The organism is Bradyrhizobium diazoefficiens, assembly GCF_016612535.1.
GTDB classification, from domain to species: Bacteria; Pseudomonadota; Alphaproteobacteria; order Rhizobiales; family Xanthobacteraceae; genus Bradyrhizobium; species Bradyrhizobium diazoefficiens_C.
Window position 1 is genome coordinate 930,593 of sequence record NZ_JAENXS010000002.1, and the last position, 15,153, is coordinate 945,745.

15 protein-coding genes are annotated in these 15,153 nt (G+C 64.0%); 7 read left to right on the forward strand and 8 right to left on the reverse strand.

The annotated features are described in order from the left end of the window. Window positions 1-10 precede the first annotated feature (10 nt). Together JJE66_RS21295 and rnd are read left to right on the forward strand one after the other, a co-directional pair. A complete protein-coding gene (locus tag JJE66_RS21295) occupies window positions 11-1,342 on the forward strand; it encodes an ABC transporter substrate-binding protein (RefSeq protein WP_200516470.1) in 1,332 nt (443 codons plus the stop codon). A 459-nt stretch (window positions 1,343-1,801) separates the two neighbouring features. Next, window positions 1,802-2,950 (forward strand): ribonuclease D, encoded by a 1,149-nt coding sequence (rnd, locus tag JJE66_RS21300; RefSeq protein WP_200516471.1) that lies wholly within the window; start codon window positions 1,802-1,804, stop codon window positions 2,948-2,950. Window positions 2,951-3,136: 186 nt separating this feature from the next. Here the strand turns inward: rnd and JJE66_RS21305 are convergent, their stop codons facing one another. From JJE66_RS21305 to JJE66_RS21325, 5 genes are all read right to left on the reverse strand, one after another. After that, the gene (locus JJE66_RS21305; RefSeq protein WP_200516472.1) at window positions 3,137-4,519 is read right to left on the reverse strand and encodes an aspartate aminotransferase family protein; all 1,383 of its coding nucleotides are present in this window, start codon (window positions 4,517-4,519) and stop codon (window positions 3,137-3,139) included. 136 nt (window positions 4,520-4,655) lie between these two features. Then, window positions 4,656-4,823 (reverse strand): hypothetical protein, encoded by a 168-nt coding sequence (locus JJE66_RS21310; RefSeq protein WP_200516473.1) that lies wholly within the window; start codon window positions 4,821-4,823, stop codon window positions 4,656-4,658. 34 nt (window positions 4,824-4,857) lie between these two features. Further along, window positions 4,858-5,418: an isochorismatase family protein gene (locus JJE66_RS21315; RefSeq protein ID WP_200516474.1), complete on the reverse strand. Its 561-nt coding sequence runs from the start codon at window positions 5,416-5,418 to the stop codon at window positions 4,858-4,860. A 25-nt stretch (window positions 5,419-5,443) separates the two neighbouring features. Continuing rightward, window positions 5,444-6,064 (reverse strand): GNAT family N-acetyltransferase, encoded by a 621-nt coding sequence (locus JJE66_RS21320; protein WP_200516475.1) that lies wholly within the window; start codon window positions 6,062-6,064, stop codon window positions 5,444-5,446. Next, window positions 6,051-6,668 (reverse strand): hypothetical protein, encoded by a 618-nt coding sequence (locus JJE66_RS21325; RefSeq protein ID WP_200516476.1) that lies wholly within the window; start codon window positions 6,666-6,668, stop codon window positions 6,051-6,053. The genes JJE66_RS21320 and JJE66_RS21325 overlap by 14 nt, the downstream gene beginning before the upstream one ends. Before the next feature lie 71 nt (window positions 6,669-6,739). On the opposite strand from JJE66_RS21325, the gene JJE66_RS21330 reads away from it, so the two are divergent. Next, a complete protein-coding gene (locus JJE66_RS21330; protein ID WP_200516477.1) occupies window positions 6,740-7,780 on the forward strand; it encodes a LysR family transcriptional regulator in 1,041 nt (346 codons plus the stop codon). 18 nt (window positions 7,781-7,798) lie between these two features. Here the strand turns inward: JJE66_RS21330 and JJE66_RS21335 are convergent, their stop codons facing one another. Continuing rightward, window positions 7,799-8,929 carry an autotransporter outer membrane beta-barrel domain-containing protein gene (locus JJE66_RS21335; RefSeq protein ID WP_200516478.1) on the reverse strand — a complete coding sequence of 377 codons (1,131 nt, stop codon included), beginning with the start codon at window positions 8,927-8,929 and terminating at the stop codon, window positions 7,799-7,801. 372 nt (window positions 8,930-9,301) lie between these two features. Between JJE66_RS21335 and JJE66_RS21340 the strand changes: the two genes are divergently transcribed. After that, complete coding sequence (locus JJE66_RS21340; RefSeq protein ID WP_007591938.1) at window positions 9,302-9,508, forward strand: cold-shock protein; 207 nt, start codon at window positions 9,302-9,304, stop codon at window positions 9,506-9,508. A 103-nt stretch (window positions 9,509-9,611) separates the two neighbouring features. On the opposite strand, the gene purN is transcribed toward JJE66_RS21340, so the two are convergent. Both purN and purM read right to left on the reverse strand, forming a co-directional pair. After that, window positions 9,612-10,265: a phosphoribosylglycinamide formyltransferase gene (purN, locus tag JJE66_RS21345; RefSeq protein ID WP_200516479.1), complete on the reverse strand. Its 654-nt coding sequence runs from the start codon at window positions 10,263-10,265 to the stop codon at window positions 9,612-9,614. Continuing rightward, on the reverse strand, window positions 10,265-11,338 hold the full coding sequence (gene purM / locus JJE66_RS21350; protein ID WP_200516480.1) for a phosphoribosylformylglycinamidine cyclo-ligase: 1,074 nt from the start codon (window positions 11,336-11,338) through the stop codon (window positions 10,265-10,267). Before purM ends, purN begins: the two co-directional genes overlap by 1 nt. A gap of 154 nt (window positions 11,339-11,492) precedes the next feature. On the opposite strand from purM, the gene JJE66_RS21355 reads away from it, so the two are divergent. The 3 genes from JJE66_RS21355 (at window position 11,493) to JJE66_RS21365 (ending at window position 15,153) form a co-directional block, all read left to right on the forward strand. Next, a complete protein-coding gene (locus tag JJE66_RS21355; RefSeq protein WP_200516481.1) occupies window positions 11,493-12,035 on the forward strand; it encodes a CDP-alcohol phosphatidyltransferase family protein in 543 nt (180 codons plus the stop codon). 91 nt (window positions 12,036-12,126) lie between these two features. After that, entirely contained in the window at window positions 12,127-12,804 is a 678-nt protein-coding gene (locus JJE66_RS21360) for a DnaA ATPase domain-containing protein (RefSeq protein WP_200516482.1), read from the forward strand. Window positions 12,805-12,960: 156 nt separating this feature from the next. Continuing rightward, window positions 12,961-15,153: an RNA degradosome polyphosphate kinase gene (locus tag JJE66_RS21365; RefSeq protein WP_200518620.1), complete on the forward strand. Its 2,193-nt coding sequence runs from the start codon at window positions 12,961-12,963 to the stop codon at window positions 15,151-15,153.

Genomic DNA, 15,153 nt, shown 5'->3' on the forward strand with positions numbered 1-15,153 from the left:
AGATTTCTCGATGCTGTTTTCCCGCAGGCTCATGCTCGGCCTCGCCATCGCAGGCACTATGGCAACTACCCTCGCCGTCCCGGCGATGGCCGAAGGTCCGACCGAGATCGACCTGTTCTTTCCCGTGCCCGTCGACGGCAAGCTCGCCCGCGACATGGGCACGCTGATCAAGGAGTTCAACGACGGTCATCCCGACATCAAGGCGACCGCCGTCTACACCGGCTCCTATGACGACACGCTGATCAAGACGCGCGCCTCGATCAAGGCCGGCAAGCCGCCCGCCGCCGTGATCATGTCGGCGAATTTCCTGCTCGACATGCAGATCGAGAACGAGCTCACCAATCTCGACGGCCTGATCGCCGCCGACGGCACCACCAAGGATAAGTTCCTCGGGCAGTTCTTCCCGGCGCTGAGCGGCAACGCGGTGATCAACCGTTCGGTCTACGGCGTGCCGTTCCAGAATTCGACGCCGCTGCTTTACATCAACGCCGACAAGGCCAAGGAAGCCGGCCTCGATCCGAACAAGCCGCCGCAGACCTGGGCCGAGCTCACCGACTGGGCCAAGAAGCTCACCAAGCGCGAGGGCGACAAGGTGACCCAATGGGGCATCGCGATCCCCTGCGCCTATGACTATTGCGGCTGGATGATGGAAACGCTCACCATGTCCAATGGCGGGCGCTACTACAACGAGGAGTTCGGTGGCGAGGTCTATTACGACACGCCCACGATGCTGGGCGCGCTGACCTGGTGGAACGATCTCGTCTCCAAGTACAAGGTCCACCCGCCCGGCGCCACGCCTGGTCCGGCCGTCAGCACCTCCTTCATCTCCGGCAATGCCGCGATGATGATGCTGTCGACGGGCTCGCTGACCTATGTGCGCGAGAACGCCAAGTTCAACTACAAGGTCGCCTTCATCCCGCGCAACGTCCGCAACGCCGTGCCGATCGGCGGCGCCTCGCTGATCATTCCGGCGGGCGTGGAAGCGGACAAGCAGAAGGCCGCCTGGACGCTGATCAAGTGGATGACCTCGCCCGAGAAGAGCGCCTGGTGGAGCCGTGCCACCGGCTATTTCGCGCCCAACATGGCCGCCTACAAGACGCCTGACATGATCGACTTCCTCAACAAGCACCCGGACGCCAAGACCGCCGTCGAGCAGCTCGACGTCGCCAAGCCCTGGTTTGCGACCTACAAGACCGTGCCGGTCCGCAAGAACCTCGAGGACGAGGTGATGCTGGTCCTCAACGGCAAGAAGCAGCCGAAGGAGGCGCTCGTCGCCGCCCAGAAGGCCGCCGACGAGACGCTGAAGCCATACAACGCGGAGACGTCACTGAAGCTGCCGTAAGACGGCTTCAGTAGGGTGGATTAGCCGAAGGCGTAATCCACCAAAGACGTTCCGCGTGCGAGAAGAGTGGCGGGTTACGCTACGCTAACCCGCCCTACGCACCTGATCTGGTGGGTCGCCATTAACCCCCCATCCACCATCCGGCCCGCCCCGCCGCCGGTAACCACGAGAATTAACAGACCCTCAATTCACCCCGGACAAGTCTAGCAATGTTTCAGGGGGATTTTTGCCGTGGATCTGTTGGTTTTCGAGTTCCTGGGGCTGGCCTTGGTCGCCATGTGCGTCGTCGTGGTGGCAATGCCCTGCGCGCGCAAACCCTCCCGGCGCATCCGTTACGAATAGGACTTTCGGCCGAAAACAGCGATTCCGGCCCGAATGCAAGGCTCGAATTCGTCAAGAGCCCCTTGACATCACAGCGCTTTCGGCAGAACGGCTGATGGCAAGTGTCATGGGCCGTTCATGGATTTGATTACCACCACCGCTGACCTCGCGGCTGCCTGCAGCCGACTGGCCAAGCATCCCGTCATTACCGTCGATACCGAGTTCCTGCGCGAGACCACCTATTACCCGCTGTTGTGCGTGGTGCAGTTGGCCAGCGCCGAGGAAGCGATCGTCGTCGATACCCTGGCCGAGGGCATCGACCTCAAGCCGTTCTTCGAGCTGATGGCCAACGAGAGCGTGCTGAAGGTGTTTCACGCCGCGCGCCAGGACATCGAGATCATCTGGCACCAGGCCAACATCATCCCGCATCCGGTGTTCGACACCCAGGTCGCGGCGATGGTGCTCGGCTATGGCGACAGCATCGCCTATGACGCCCTGGTCGAGAAGGTCACCGGCCACCGCCCGGACAAGACCCACCGCTTCACCGACTGGTCGCGGCGGCCGCTGACCAAGGAGCAGATGCACTACGCGGTCTCCGACGTCACGCATCTGCGCGATGTGTTTGCCGCGCTCGACGCCGATTTGAAGAAGCGCCGCCGCAGCGAATGGGTCTCCATCGAGATGGAGGTTTTGACCTCGCCCAAGACCTACGACTTCCACCCCGAGCGCGCCTGGGAGCGGCTGAAGACACGGGTGCGCAAGCCGAAAGACCTCGCGGTGCTGATGGAGGTTGCGGCCTGGCGCGAGCAGGAGGCGCAGAGCCGCGACGTGCCGCGCGGACGCGTGCTGCGCGACGAGGCCATCAGCGACATCGCCACCCACGCGCCGAACACGCTGGAGAAGCTCGCCCATCTGCGCTCGGTGCCGAAGGGGTTCGAGAAGTCCAAATGGGGCGCGGACATCGTCGCCGCCGTCGAGCGCGGCCTGGCGCGAGATCATTCCACGCTGCCGAAGCTCGAGAAGCCGCGCAACAACAACAATGGCGCTGCGACCGTCGAGCTTCTGAAAGTGCTGCTGCGCATGACTGCCGAGCGCCATGCAGTCGCCAGCAAGGTGATCGCAACCGTCGACGATCTCGAGGAGATCGCAGCCGACGACGACGCCGACGTGCCGGCGCTGCGCGGCTGGCGCCGCGAGCTGTTCGGCGACGCCGCGCTGAAGCTAAAGCGCGGCGAGCTGGCGCTGGCGATCGAGAAGGGCCGCGTGATCGGGGTTCAGCGGGCTTAGGCGAGTTGCGCTCCCTCCCCTAGGTCGTCCCGGCGCAGGCCGGGACCCATAGCCACAGGGAGGAGTTTGGCGAAGACTCTTCGTCCGGTGCTTTCACCAACCTCATCGATAGATCACGCAGTATGGGTCCCGGCCTGCGCCGGGACGACACCGACGATGCGCACAGCTTACGATGAAACGCCGACCTTACGCCGGCGTCAGCTTCGCCACTTCCGGCTTCATGTCATCCAGCACGCCTGATATCGCGCCGATGAGGTCGTCGATCTGGGCCTTGGTGACGATCAGCGGCGGGCAGATGGCGATGGCATCGAGCATGTTGCGCGAGATCACGCCGCGCTCCTGGAGCATGCGGCTCGCCATGCCGCCGACGGCGCCGGGCGTGACGGCCGCGGTCTTGCGGCCCTTGTCGAGCACGAGCTCGATCGCTGCGATCATGCCGACGCCGCGGACCTCGCCAACCAGCGGATGGCTGGTGAGCTCGCGCAGCTTGCCCTGCATGTAGCCGCCGAGCTCGGCGGCATGCGCGACGAGGCCGCGCTCCTCGATGATCTTGAGGTTTTCCAGCGCAATCGCCGAGCCGACCGGATGGCCGCCGGCGGTGAAGCCGTGGCCGAGCACGCCGATCTTGTTGCTCTCGTCCGCGATCGGCTCGAACATGCGGTCGTTCATGATGATCGCCGACAACGGGAAATAGCTCGAGGTGATCTGCTTGGAGACCACGATCGCGTCCGGCTTGATGCCGTAGGTTTCGCAGCCGAACATCTTGCCGGTACGACCGAAGCCGCAGATCACCTCATCGGCGATCAGCAGGATGTCGTACTTGTTCAAAACCTTCTGGATCTTGTCCCAATAGGTCGCCGGCGGCACGACGACGCCGCCCGCCCCCATCACCGGCTCGCCGAAGAAGGCCGCGATCGTATCCGGTCCTTCCTTCTGAATCAGCGCGTCGAGCTCCTCGGCCCGGCGCGTCGCGAACGCCTCCTCGCTCTCGCCGGGCGCGCCGTCCTTGTAGAAATGCGGCGAACCCGTGTGCAGGATGTTCGGCAGCGGCAGGTCGAACGAGCGGTGGTTGTTAGGCAGGCCGGTGAGGCTTGCCGACGCGATGGTGACGCCGTGATAGGCGCGCATGCGGCTGATGATCTTCTTGCGCTGGGGCTGGCCGAGTGCGTTGGAGCGGTAGGCGATCAGCTTCAGGACGGTGTCGTTCGCCTCCGAACCGGAATTGGTGAAGAACACCTTGCTCATCGGCACCGGCGCGAGCGCCACCAGCTTCTCGGCGAGGTCGATCGAGGGCCCGTGCGACTTGGCCGAGAAGGTGTGGTAAAACGGCAGCGCCAGCATCTGCTTGTGCGCGGCGTCAACCAGCCGCTTCTCGTTGAAGCCGAGCCCGACGCTCCACAGGCCTGCCATCGCCTCGAAATAGCGCTTGCCCGCCGCGTCGAACACGTAAGGTCCCTCGCCGCGCTCGATCACCAGCGGACCGGCCTGCTGATGCGCACGCGCGTTGGTATAGGCGTGGAGCTGATACGCCACATCCCGGGCTTCTTGCGAGTTGGGCAGCATGGACATTTGCGGGATCCCTTACGATCACGTGGCCGGCGCGGCCAACATGAGTTGGCTATTGCGATGGGGCTGAACTTGCAACGCCAATTCGTCGGCAGCAAGCGCTCAGCAGCGATGCACAAAGCCGCACACAAAACCGCGCTCAGGCCGCGCCGTCGTCGTGCCCCTCTTCGTCGGCCGCGGCCTCCCTCACCTCGACCAGCGCCATCGACAACAGATAGACGGTCGTAGGCAGACCGACCCGGCGTGCCGTCTCGACGGCACGCGACAGATCGCTAGCCAGTTCCCTGAGCTCGTCCTCCCGAGACAATGTCCCACCCCATCCATCCGCCGATCGCGTCTGCCTAGACCGCGACGGCGCCGCTGGTTCTGATCAGTTCGGCGCTGGACTGGATTGTAGCAAAGTTCGCGATGACATTCACCACCGACTGTTGGTAGGTGGCCGCCTCGCCTGTGCCCGGCTGTCGGCAGGCCACGGCATCGTTGACCACCTGGTAGCGGTGGCTGCGGTGAAATCCTTCGACGACGGTAGCCAGGATGGTCTCGTCGAGGGAAAAGCCCGTCAGCACGCAATGCAGATTGCGAATACTGGACATGTGGTCCACGAACCGCGACGAGCTGTAGGCCGAGGGCAACGGGTGCTCGAACGTCATCTCGCCCGGCTGGGGCCGCGCCTGCGCAATCCAATCCGTCAGCCTGGATGACGGATTGAACCACGCCGCCTGCGCGATGCGCTTCAAGTGCATCACCGGCCAGCGATTGTTGCGCCACAGTTCCAGAAGCGCGAGGCAGCGCGCCGTGGCGGCGCCGCCGTCGACAATGACGTGGCCGCGCCCCTGAGTCAGATATTCGACCTGGAGATCCGCGCAGACCAGGACCAGCGGATCGTAGATGGAGACCGGCATCGTCTTGCGCGGAGCTGCGCCAGTTTCAGCGGTCGGCGAGCGCGAGATCCCGCAGCGGCGAACTCACCGCCCGGCCCGCCGAGGCATCGAGCACGCCCGGCCGGTCCCAATCGCCCTCGGGGCGGATGATCACGTAGGGATCGCTGTCCAGCGTGATGGCATCCGGCCCGGGCTCGATCTCCAGCAGCATTTCCGTGTAGGAAAAATCCGAGAAGGTGATCTTGCGGTTGTGACCGAGCGGCTTGGCGCCGAAATGAGCCCAGAAATCGACCAGCCGGTCCTGCGCCTGGCCGTAGATCTTGCGAAAACCCTTGCGCTTCACATAGTCGACGCTTGCCTGCACAAGCTTGAACGAGATGCGCGAGCGCCGATATTGGTGACGCACCGCGAGCCGCTCCACCTTGGCGAAGTCGCCAAAGAAACGCACGCGCAAACAGCCCGCAGGCTCGTTGCCGATGTAGCCGATGAAATGCGCGGCCACCATGTCGTTGCCGTCGAACTCCTCGTCGAATGGGCAATCCTGCTCGGCAAGATAGACCGCGGAGCGAATGGCCGTGACCAGCATGAGGTCGCTCGGATCGCGCGCAAGCCGGATGGTGATGGCGCGGGAGTCGGGCTTGGCGAGGGGAATCCTAGTGCCGTGCATCTGCAAAACTCCTTGCTTGGATGATCGCGCCCGGCATGCGCATCGGCTGCCGATTCCAGGGACGCGCGTAACACCAGAGGTCGGGCTGGAAGCTCGAAACGGGCCCGAATCCGGTCGCCCTCATGATTTCGCGTCCGGCCACGGTTGATGGCTGCGCATAGCAGTCCGCGCCGCGGAATCTTATCTGACGCAGATGAGCCGCGGCCTTGCCGAGACCGGCGATGCCGCGACCGGTCGCGGCGATCGCCCAGATGTAGATCGCCGAAACCTCTTCGTTCGCCGAGGCAAGATGGCGTACGTCCGGTGCGGTCAGAGTGATGTCGTCGAGCAGAAGTGCATCATGTCCGCGGTCGTTGAGGAACAAGAAGGCCATGCCGCCGAGCAGATTGCCTTTCCGGGTGAACGTCAGGATGCTCTGGGGATCGAAGGCGAAATATTTCGCAAGCTCCATCGCCCCGATCTGCACGCCGGGCACCAGCCGGTATGCCATTTCCGAAAGTGCTGCGATTTCGGTCGATTGCGCGCAACGGACATCCACCTCGGGGCTCAGCGGCAAGGCATCGAAATCATGCCTCGCGGCAAACGAGCCCCTTTCCATACTCATGTCGTCCCTCTATCGTTCATGGGTTTTGTACGCCGCTATGAGGAAAAGCTTAGCGGCTGGAGATCAGGAGTATGCAGCAAGTATTGCACCGGGGTGCTGCATTGATGCAGCACCATGAAGAAGCGCTAAATGCGTCCTGGGACGATTTGAAACTCTTTTTAGCCTGCGCGAAATTTAAAAGTTTCCGCAACGCCGCCGAAGAGCTCGGGCTCACCTCCACCACATTGATGCGCCGGATCGGCCGGCTCGAAGACAGCATCGGTTGCAAGCTTTTCCTGCGCGACCAGAGCGGGCTCACGCTCAGCGACGAAGGTACCGCGATGATCGCAGACGTTGCGCACATGGAGCGTCACGCCTTCAACGTCTTCCGGCGCGCATCGCGCTCGTCGAACGACACGTCGGGCACCGTGCGCGTCGCGGTGACTGAAGGTCCCGGCAATTTCTGGATCCTGCCGCGGCTGATCGATTTCCAGAAGACCTATCGCAAGATCACCGTCGATCTGCGTTGCGCGATGGAGCAGGCCGACGTTGCGCGACTGGAGTCGGACATCGCGATCCAGCTCGAGCCGCCGACCAACTCCGATCTCATCGTCGCCAAGCTCGGCCGGCTGCACATCTATCCCTTCGTCTCCAAGCAGTATGCGGATCTCTACGGCGTGCCGGCGACCCTCGCCGACTTGACGAGCCACCGCATCATCAAGCAGAGCGCGCCGCAAGTCGACGACAGCGCCTATGCCCGCGTACTCGGGTTGAAATCTCTGGAGGGCATCGTCGGGATCAAGACCAACTCCTCGGTCGGCGTGCTCTATGCGGTCGAGCGCGGCGCCGGCATCGGCTTCCTGCCGACGGCGTCGATCGCGCTCGGCGTGCCGCTTGTCGCCGTCGACCTCGGCGTCAGCCACCACGCCGACCTCTGGCTCACTTATCACAAGGAGTTCCGCACCTCCGAGCGGCACAAGATCGTGGTCGACTGGCTGAAGAAGATATTCGATCCCAAAACCTATCCCTGCTTCCGCGACGAGTTCATCCATCCGAACGCGCTGGTGCCGATGATGACTGCAACACGCGAGGGATTCGGATTGATGGGCTATGTCGCGGCGATGCCGACGTGAACACCAACGAGCGGCACTTCACCACCGGTATTCGAAGCCGATCGTGCCCTGGTGCGACGTCAGCTCGTTGCGGAACTTGCCGTCGTAGTTGACGTAGAGTCGCGCAGTGTTGGTCAGGCTGAGGGAGGCAGACGCGCCGGCGTCCATGCCGTAACGGCTCTCGCCGATGCCGGGAACGATGATGCTCTGAGTCCCGAGGCTGACCTGGACCGAGCCGAGGTCCTGATAGAAATTGTCGACGAACTTGCCGTAGGCGGAGAGGTCCAGGATCTTCTGGTCGAAGATGAAGTAGCGCCCGATCTCGGCGCCGATCAAGACGCGCGCGCGCGCAATCGCGCTCGAGCCGACGTTGAGCGGATCGAGACCGCCGGCCTCCCGGAACGCCGCGCCGGTGGCCCGCACATATTCGAGCGCGCCCTTGGGCACGACGCGCATCTGGTCCTTGGTCCAGTAATAGCTGATCTCGGTCAGTGCGCCGTCGACAGCGGCGTGGTAGCCGGCGGTCGCGAGGCCAAAGCCGGTGTCGCGGCTGGAATGGACCTTGCCGAACCCGTGCACCACCGCGAAGGCCCAGGTCCACGGTCCCTTGTCGACGGAGCCGTTGAAGCCGATCTGGGTGAGGTCGAGCGTCGCCGACTGCAGCGCGAGCGGCACGTCGATGTCGGTATGGCTCTGATCGACGGAGAAGCCGAGATTGACGCCCGGCGCGACCCGCGCACCGAAACCGGCGACGCCGCCGAACGTCTTGCGCTTGTCGCCGACGAAATCGCCCTGCGCGTCGGTCCGGACCGAAATGCCGTAGCCCTCGTACCAGGTGCGATAGCGCGGATCTTCAGTGCTCTCCGAAGCGCCACCGCCGCCGGCATTTGTCCGTGACACCCGGTTGATGCCCCCGGAGGCCTGGTTACCGAGCCGCTCCAGGAATCCCGAACCGAGATCGAGCGTGGTGTTGCCGGCCGACAGGTCGGAATTGATCGAGATCGGCTCCGGGGTCGGCGACGGCCTGGGCCTCGGGGCTTGCGCGAAGCTGGGCGTCGCCGACATTCCGAGGACCAGCGCAAAGGCCACGGCGATCGCAGCCGCGATCCGGCGAACCCGGTTCAGCCCAATGGTCTGCCCTGTCCCGGAAAGCTGCGAGGTGCAGCGCATGGCAACTAATCCCAAAGCAAAGTGGCGGCGCGCAAAAATGCAACACGAGCTGCGGCGCCTGCGGCGATTTGTGCCGAACTGCCACGGGGGGTCAACCGGTTGGCACGCTATTCCGGAGGCTATTGCCCTCGATTGTGGTTCCGCTGCCACAGGTCGCAAATTGCTGCGAGACCGCTTCGGACTGGTCTTGAAATTCGCACGCGGCTTGCTACCGCGCGGTTTTCGTGTTGGAATATCCCACACAATCGGAATTGGCCGCTCGGCTGTGCGTTTCGCGACAATGAGACTCGAACAGACTTCCGGAAGCCCGTTTGTGACGTGGCACGCGAAAAGCGGCCGCGTCTTTTTTGTATCTCACGGAGGAGACTAGCGATGCCGCAAAAGGGCACCGTCAAATGGTTCAACCCGACCAAGGGCTATGGGTTCATCAAGCCGAACGGCAGCGACAAGGACGTATTCGTCCACATCTCGGCCGTCGAGCGTGCCGGACTCTCCACCCTCAATGAAAATCAGGTGGTTGAATACGACCTCGTGGAGAACCGCGGCAAAGCATCCGCGGAAAACCTCAAGGTCTCCTGATTTCTCTCAAGCTTACGCGCGAGAGAACATGACGTTGCCCCCGGCTCTGCCGGGGGATTTTGTTTTTGGGACGACGTGATAGGTTGCGGCGCGTAACCGCGCCTCAGGTCGCCACCGGTGAGACCAGAAAATTCTCTGACGGTCCGCTTCCCGCCGTCTTGCAGACGTCGCCCTCGATCCGGACCTTATCCATCGCCAGCAGTCGAAGCGCTTCGGGATAGATGCGATGCTCGACTTCGAGGATGCGCTCCGACAGCGTGGCCGCCGTATCGTGATCGCTGACGGGCACCGCACCCTGCATCACGATCGGGCCAGCGTCGGTCTCAGGGATGACGAAGTGAACTGTCGCGCCAGACAGTTTGACGCCGGCGCGCAAAGCTTGGCCATGCGGGTCGAGGCCTGGGAAGGACGGCAGCAGCGAGGGGTGGATGTTGAGCATCCGCCCGTACCAGGCTCTTGTGAACTCGGCCGTAAACAGGCGCATGAAGCCGCCGAGGCAAATCAGCTCGATGCCATGCTGATCGAGGGCGGCTTGCAGCACCGCCTCGAAGCCGGCGCGATCCTTGCCGAACGGCTTGCTCTCGATCACCTGTGTTTTCACGCCGCTCGCCTTGGCGCGTTCGAGGCCGGGCGCATCGGCCTTGTTCGAAATCACCAGCGATATCTCCGCCGGAAAATCCGCCGCGGCCGCGGCCTTGATCAAGGCGGACATGTTGGAGCCGCGGCCGGAAATCAGGATGGCGACGCGGCGCTTCATCACAGCGCCAGATCGAGATGGCCGTTATAGACGACGCGGTGCTCGCTCTCGGCCGGGATCACGGTGCCGAGCTGCGCCACGGTCTCGCCCGCCTCGGTGAAGACCCGCACGACCTCGTCGGCCTTGTCCGGCTCGACGATCGCGATCATGCCGATGCCGCAGTTGAAAGTGCGCAGCATCTCGAGCTCGGCGATGCCGGCCTGGGCTGCCAGCCATTTGAACACCGGCAGCACCGGCAGGCGCGCGAGGTCAATGCCGACGCCGAGATGGTTCGGCAGCACGCGGGGAATGTTGTCGGTAAAACCGCCGCCGGTGATGTGGGCAAGTCCCTTCACCGCGCCGGTCTCGCGGATCGCACGCAGGCAGGATTTGACGTAGAGCCGCGTCGGCGTCAGCAGCGCGCCGCCCAGGGTCATGACGGGTGAAAATGGCGCCTGCGCCTCGAAGCCGAGGCCGGACTGCTCCACGATCTTGCGCACCAGCGAGAAGCCGTTGGAATGCACGCCCGACGAGGCGAGGCCAATCACGGCATCGCCCGCGGCGATGTCCTTGCGCGGCAACAACGTACCGCGCTCGGCGGCGCCGACGGCAAAGCCGCCGAGATCGTAGTCGCCATCCTTGTAGAGGCCGGGCATTTCCGCGGTCTCGCCGCCGATCAGGGCGCAACCGGACTCGCGGCAGCCTTCGGCGACTCCAGCAACGATCTGCGCGGTCGCTTCCGGATCGAGCTTGCCGCAGGCAAAATAGTCGAGGAAGAACAGCGGCTCGGCGCCCTGCACCACGAGGTCGTTGACGCTCATGGCGACGAGGTCGATGCCGATCCCGCCATGGAGGCCGGTCTCGATCGCGATCTTGACCTTGGTGCCGACACCATCGGTGGCGGCGACCAGGATGGGGTCCTTGAAGCCGGCCGCCTTGAGGTCGAACAGGCCGCCGAAGCCGCCGATCTCGGCATCGGCGCCGGCCCGCGCGGTGGCGCGCACCAATGGCTTGATCAGATCGACCAGGCGGTTCCCCGCATCGATATCGACGCCTGAATCGGCGTAAGTGAGGCCGTTTTTGCGGTCGGTCATGCCCGATTTCCAGTGGGTTTGCGGCTGGTTACGTCGAATTCCGGGGACGCGCAATGGCAAGCGTGGCGGCCCACCCTATAGTATGTAGATATCAACCGGTTCAGCCTTCAGGCGGGCCGGATTCGAGGTCAGGCCGGGTGCCGGGAAGCGCCGCGTGAGTATTCCGAACATCATTACCCTGGGCCGCATCATGCTGGTCCCGATCATCGTCTGGGCCATCGTGTCGAGCGAAATGGAGATGGCCTTCGCCGTCTTCCTGATCGCCGGCATCAGCGACGCCGTCGACGGCTTCCTGGCCAAGCGCTTCAACATGACGAGTGAGCTCGGCGCCCTGCTCGATCCTCTGGCCGACAAGGCGTTGCTGGTGTCGATCTACCTCGCGCTCGGCATCTGGGGCGACATTCCGCGCTGGATCGTGATCCTGGTGGTGTCGCGCGACATCATGATCGTCACCGCCGTGATCGTGTCCTGGCTGTTCGACAAGCCGGTCGAGATGAAGCCGTCCATGGTTTCCAAGCTCAACACCACGGCGCAGGTGGCCTATGCGGCGCTGGTGCTGGCCTCGCTCGCCTTCGGCTTCAGGCTGACGCCCTATGATATCATCCTGATGGGCCTCGTTACGGTGTTCACGCTGTCCTCCGTGTCGCTCTATCTCGTCGGGTGGCTGCGGCACATGAGCACGATCGAGGTCAAATGAGCTCGGACGGCCCTGCAAAAGGCCAACTCCAGCTCGATGAAGTCTATTCTCTTCAAATGAAGCCGGCACGCCGGCACGGAGCAAAGCAAGCGTGGCAGGCCGCGTTCATCCCCGACAATTGGCGTTTTCGCTTCCGCATGCGGAGAGCCTCAGCCGGGACAATTTTCTCGAGGGCCCCGCCAACGCGGCCGGCCTTGCCCTGATCGACGGCTGGCCGGAATGGCCGAACCGGGTCATGTGGCTCGCCGGCCCCGAAGGCAGCGGCAAGAGCCATCTGGCCGCGATCTGGGCCGAAGAGGCCGGCGCCCGCTCGACCACGGCCAATGCGCTGACCGCCGCCGCCGTCCCTGGTGCGCTCGCGACCGGCGCGCTGGTGGTCGAAGATCTCAAGGCCAGGGATTTTGACGAGCGCGCCCTGTTCCACCTGATGAACCTCGCCCGTGAGGACGGCGCCTATATGCTTTTCACCGGACGCGAGGCGCCAGCGGCGATCGAGGTCGAGCTCCGCGACCTGCGCTCCCGCTTTCGGACGATTCCGGTGATCTCGCTGTTGCCGCCTGACGACCAGCTGTTCCGCGGCCTGATCGTCAAGTTCTGCGCCGACCGCCAGCTCAACGTGGACGAAAGCGTTGTGAGCTATCTCGCGACCCGGCTGGAGCGGTCGTCGGCCGCTGCTCGGAGGGCTGTGGAACTGCTCGATGGGGAGGCCCTGCGGCTCGGCCGCCCCGTCACGCGGGCGCTCGCCGCAGAGCTGCTTCGGGACCCCTGACCAGGCCCCCGCGTGCCCTTTTGGTCCGCTTGGGCCGCTTGACGGGGCGGGCCGGCGGAACATCAATGTCATCGAAACGTCATCGCGCTAACACATGCTCCGGCCGGTTTTGCGCGTAAGTCGCAAATTGGGGCGAACTGGATGGACCGACTTCTCATGGACTCCGCGCAAACTATTGAAACAAAAGAGAAAGCCACGGAGACTGAGGGCCTGCCGGCGATCGCCTCGAGCCCCGAGCGCTTCATCAACCGCGAGCTGTCCTGGCTGCATTTCAACCGGCGCGTCCTGGAGGAATCGGTCAATCCCAGCCACCCCGTGCTGGAGCGGGTGCGATTTCTGTCGATATCGGCGAATAACCTCGACGAGTTCTTCATGGTCCGCGTCGCCGGCATCAAGGCCCAGATCCGCGAGGGCATTGCCGAGCGCGCGCCCGACGGCCTGACGCCGACCGAGCAACTTGCGTTGATCAACCGCACCGTCTCGCAGCTTGCCTCCGACCAGCAGGCGATCTGGGCCGGCCTGCGCGGCACACTCGCCGACGTCGGCATCGTGCTGGTCGATGGCAAGGAGGTCACCAAGGCCGAGCGGACCTGGCTCGAGGACTATTTCCTCAACAACGTGTTCCCGCTGCTGACGCCGCTGGCGATCGACCCGGCCCACCCCTTCCCCTTCATCCCGAGCCTCGGCTTCACCATCGCGCTCCAGCTCACGCGCTCCGTCGACGGCAAGCCGATGAACGCGCTGATCCGCATGCCCGGCAAGATCGACCGCTTCATCCGCCTGCCGACCGACGGCAAGGTGGTGCGCCTGATCTCGCTGGAGCAGGCGACCGGCCTGTTCATCAACCGCCTGTTCCCCGGCTACAGTCTCCACGGTCAAGGCGCCTTCCGCATCATCCGCGACTCCGAACTCGAGATCGAGGAGGAGGCCGAAGACCTCGTCCGCCTGTTCGAAACCGCGCTGAAGCGGCGCCGCCGCGGGTCGGTGATCCGGCTCGAGATCGACGCCAAGATGCCAGAGGAGCTGCGCGGCTTCGTGCAGCATGCGCTGTCGGCGGCCGACGACGAGGTGTTCCTGGTCGACGGTGTGCTCGCCATGAACGAGCTCTCGCAACTCACCCGGCTCGACCGGCCCGACCTCGAATTCACCCCCTACGTGCCGCGCCATCCCGAGCGCGTGCGCGAGCATGGCGGCGACATCTTTGCCGCGATCCGGCAGAAGGACCTGGTCGTCCATCACCCCTACGAATCCTTCGACGTGGTGGTGCAGTTCCTGCAGCAGGCCGCGCGCGATCCCGATGTCGTCGCGATCAAACAGACGCTCTATCGCACCTCCAACAACTCGCCGATCGTGCGCACGCTGGCGGAAGCGGCTGAGGCCGGCAAATCCGTCACCGCGCTGATCGAATTGAAGGCGCGCTTCGACGAGGAGGCCAACATCCGCTGGGCGCGCGACCTCGAACGCGCCGGCGTGCAGGTCGTCTACGGCTTCCTCGAATTGAAGACCCACGCAAAGCTCTCGATGGTGGTCCGCCGCGAGGGCGGCAGCCTCACCACTTACGTCCACACCGGCACCGGCAATTATCACCCGGTCACCGCGCGTATCTACACGGACCTCTCCTACTTCACCTCGGAACCCACCATCGGCCGCGACGCCGCGCGCGTGTTCAACTTCATCACGGGCTACGCAGCGCCAAGCGATTTGGAAAAGATGGCGGTGTCACCGCTGACCTTGCGCAAGCGCATCATCGAGCACATCCAGGGCGAGACCGAGCACGCGCGTCATGGCAAGCCGGGCGCGGTCTGGATGAAGATGAATGCGCTGGTCGACCCCGACATCATCGACGCGCTCTACGAGGCCTCACAGGCGGGCGTCCAGGTCGAGCTCGTGGTGCGCGGTATCTGCTGCCTGCGTCCCGGTATCCCCGGCCTGTCGGAGAACATTCGCGTCAAGTCGATCATCGGACGCTTCCTGGAACACGGCCGAATCTACTGCTTCGGCATGGGCCAGGGCCTGCCGAGTACGAAAGCTGCTGTGTATATCTCGTCGGCCGACATGATGCCGCGCAACCTCGACCGTCGCGTCGAGGTGCTCTGTCCGTTGCAAAATCCGACGGTGCATCAGCAGGTTCTCGAACAGATCATGGTCGCGAACCTGAAGGACAATGAGCAGAGCTGGCAATTGTTGCCGGACGGGTCCTCAACGCGTATGAAGACCGCGAAAGGTGAGGAGCCTTTCAACCTGCACAACTACTTCATGACAAATCCGAGTCTGTCTGGCCGTGGAAAGTCGCTCAAGGAATCCTCGCCGCGCCGTCTCACGCGCCGAAACGAACGCCATCAGTCCTGA

What these genes read in the sequence shown, in the direction of transcription:
- JJE66_RS21295 (WP_200516470.1), top strand. Translation starts at nt 11, where the DNA reads ATGCTGTTTTCCCGCAGGCTCATGCTCGGCCTCGCCATCGCAGGCACT.
- rnd (WP_200516471.1), top strand. Translation starts at nt 1,802, where the DNA reads ATGGATTTGATTACCACCACCGCTGACCTCGCGGCTGCCTGCAGCCGA.
- JJE66_RS21305 (WP_200516472.1), bottom strand. Translation starts at nt 4,519, where the DNA reads ATGTCCATGCTGCCCAACTCGCAAGAAGCCCGGGATGTGGCGTATCAG.
- JJE66_RS21315 (WP_200516474.1), bottom strand. Translation starts at nt 5,418, where the DNA reads ATGCCGGTCTCCATCTACGATCCGCTGGTCCTGGTCTGCGCGGATCTC.
- JJE66_RS21320 (WP_200516475.1), bottom strand. Translation starts at nt 6,064, where the DNA reads ATGCACGGCACTAGGATTCCCCTCGCCAAGCCCGACTCCCGCGCCATC.
- JJE66_RS21325 (WP_200516476.1), bottom strand. Translation starts at nt 6,668, where the DNA reads ATGAGTATGGAAAGGGGCTCGTTTGCCGCGAGGCATGATTTCGATGCC.
- JJE66_RS21330 (WP_200516477.1), top strand. Translation starts at nt 6,740, where the DNA reads ATGCAGCAAGTATTGCACCGGGGTGCTGCATTGATGCAGCACCATGAA.
- JJE66_RS21335 (WP_200516478.1), bottom strand. Translation starts at nt 8,929, where the DNA reads ATGCGCTGCACCTCGCAGCTTTCCGGGACAGGGCAGACCATTGGGCTG.
- JJE66_RS21340 (WP_007591938.1), top strand. Translation starts at nt 9,302, where the DNA reads ATGCCGCAAAAGGGCACCGTCAAATGGTTCAACCCGACCAAGGGCTAT.
- purN (WP_200516479.1), bottom strand. Translation starts at nt 10,265, where the DNA reads ATGAAGCGCCGCGTCGCCATCCTGATTTCCGGCCGCGGCTCCAACATG.
- purM (WP_200516480.1), bottom strand. Translation starts at nt 11,338, where the DNA reads ATGACCGACCGCAAAAACGGCCTCACTTACGCCGATTCAGGCGTCGAT.
- JJE66_RS21365 (WP_200518620.1), top strand. Translation starts at nt 12,961, where the DNA reads ATGGACTCCGCGCAAACTATTGAAACAAAAGAGAAAGCCACGGAGACT.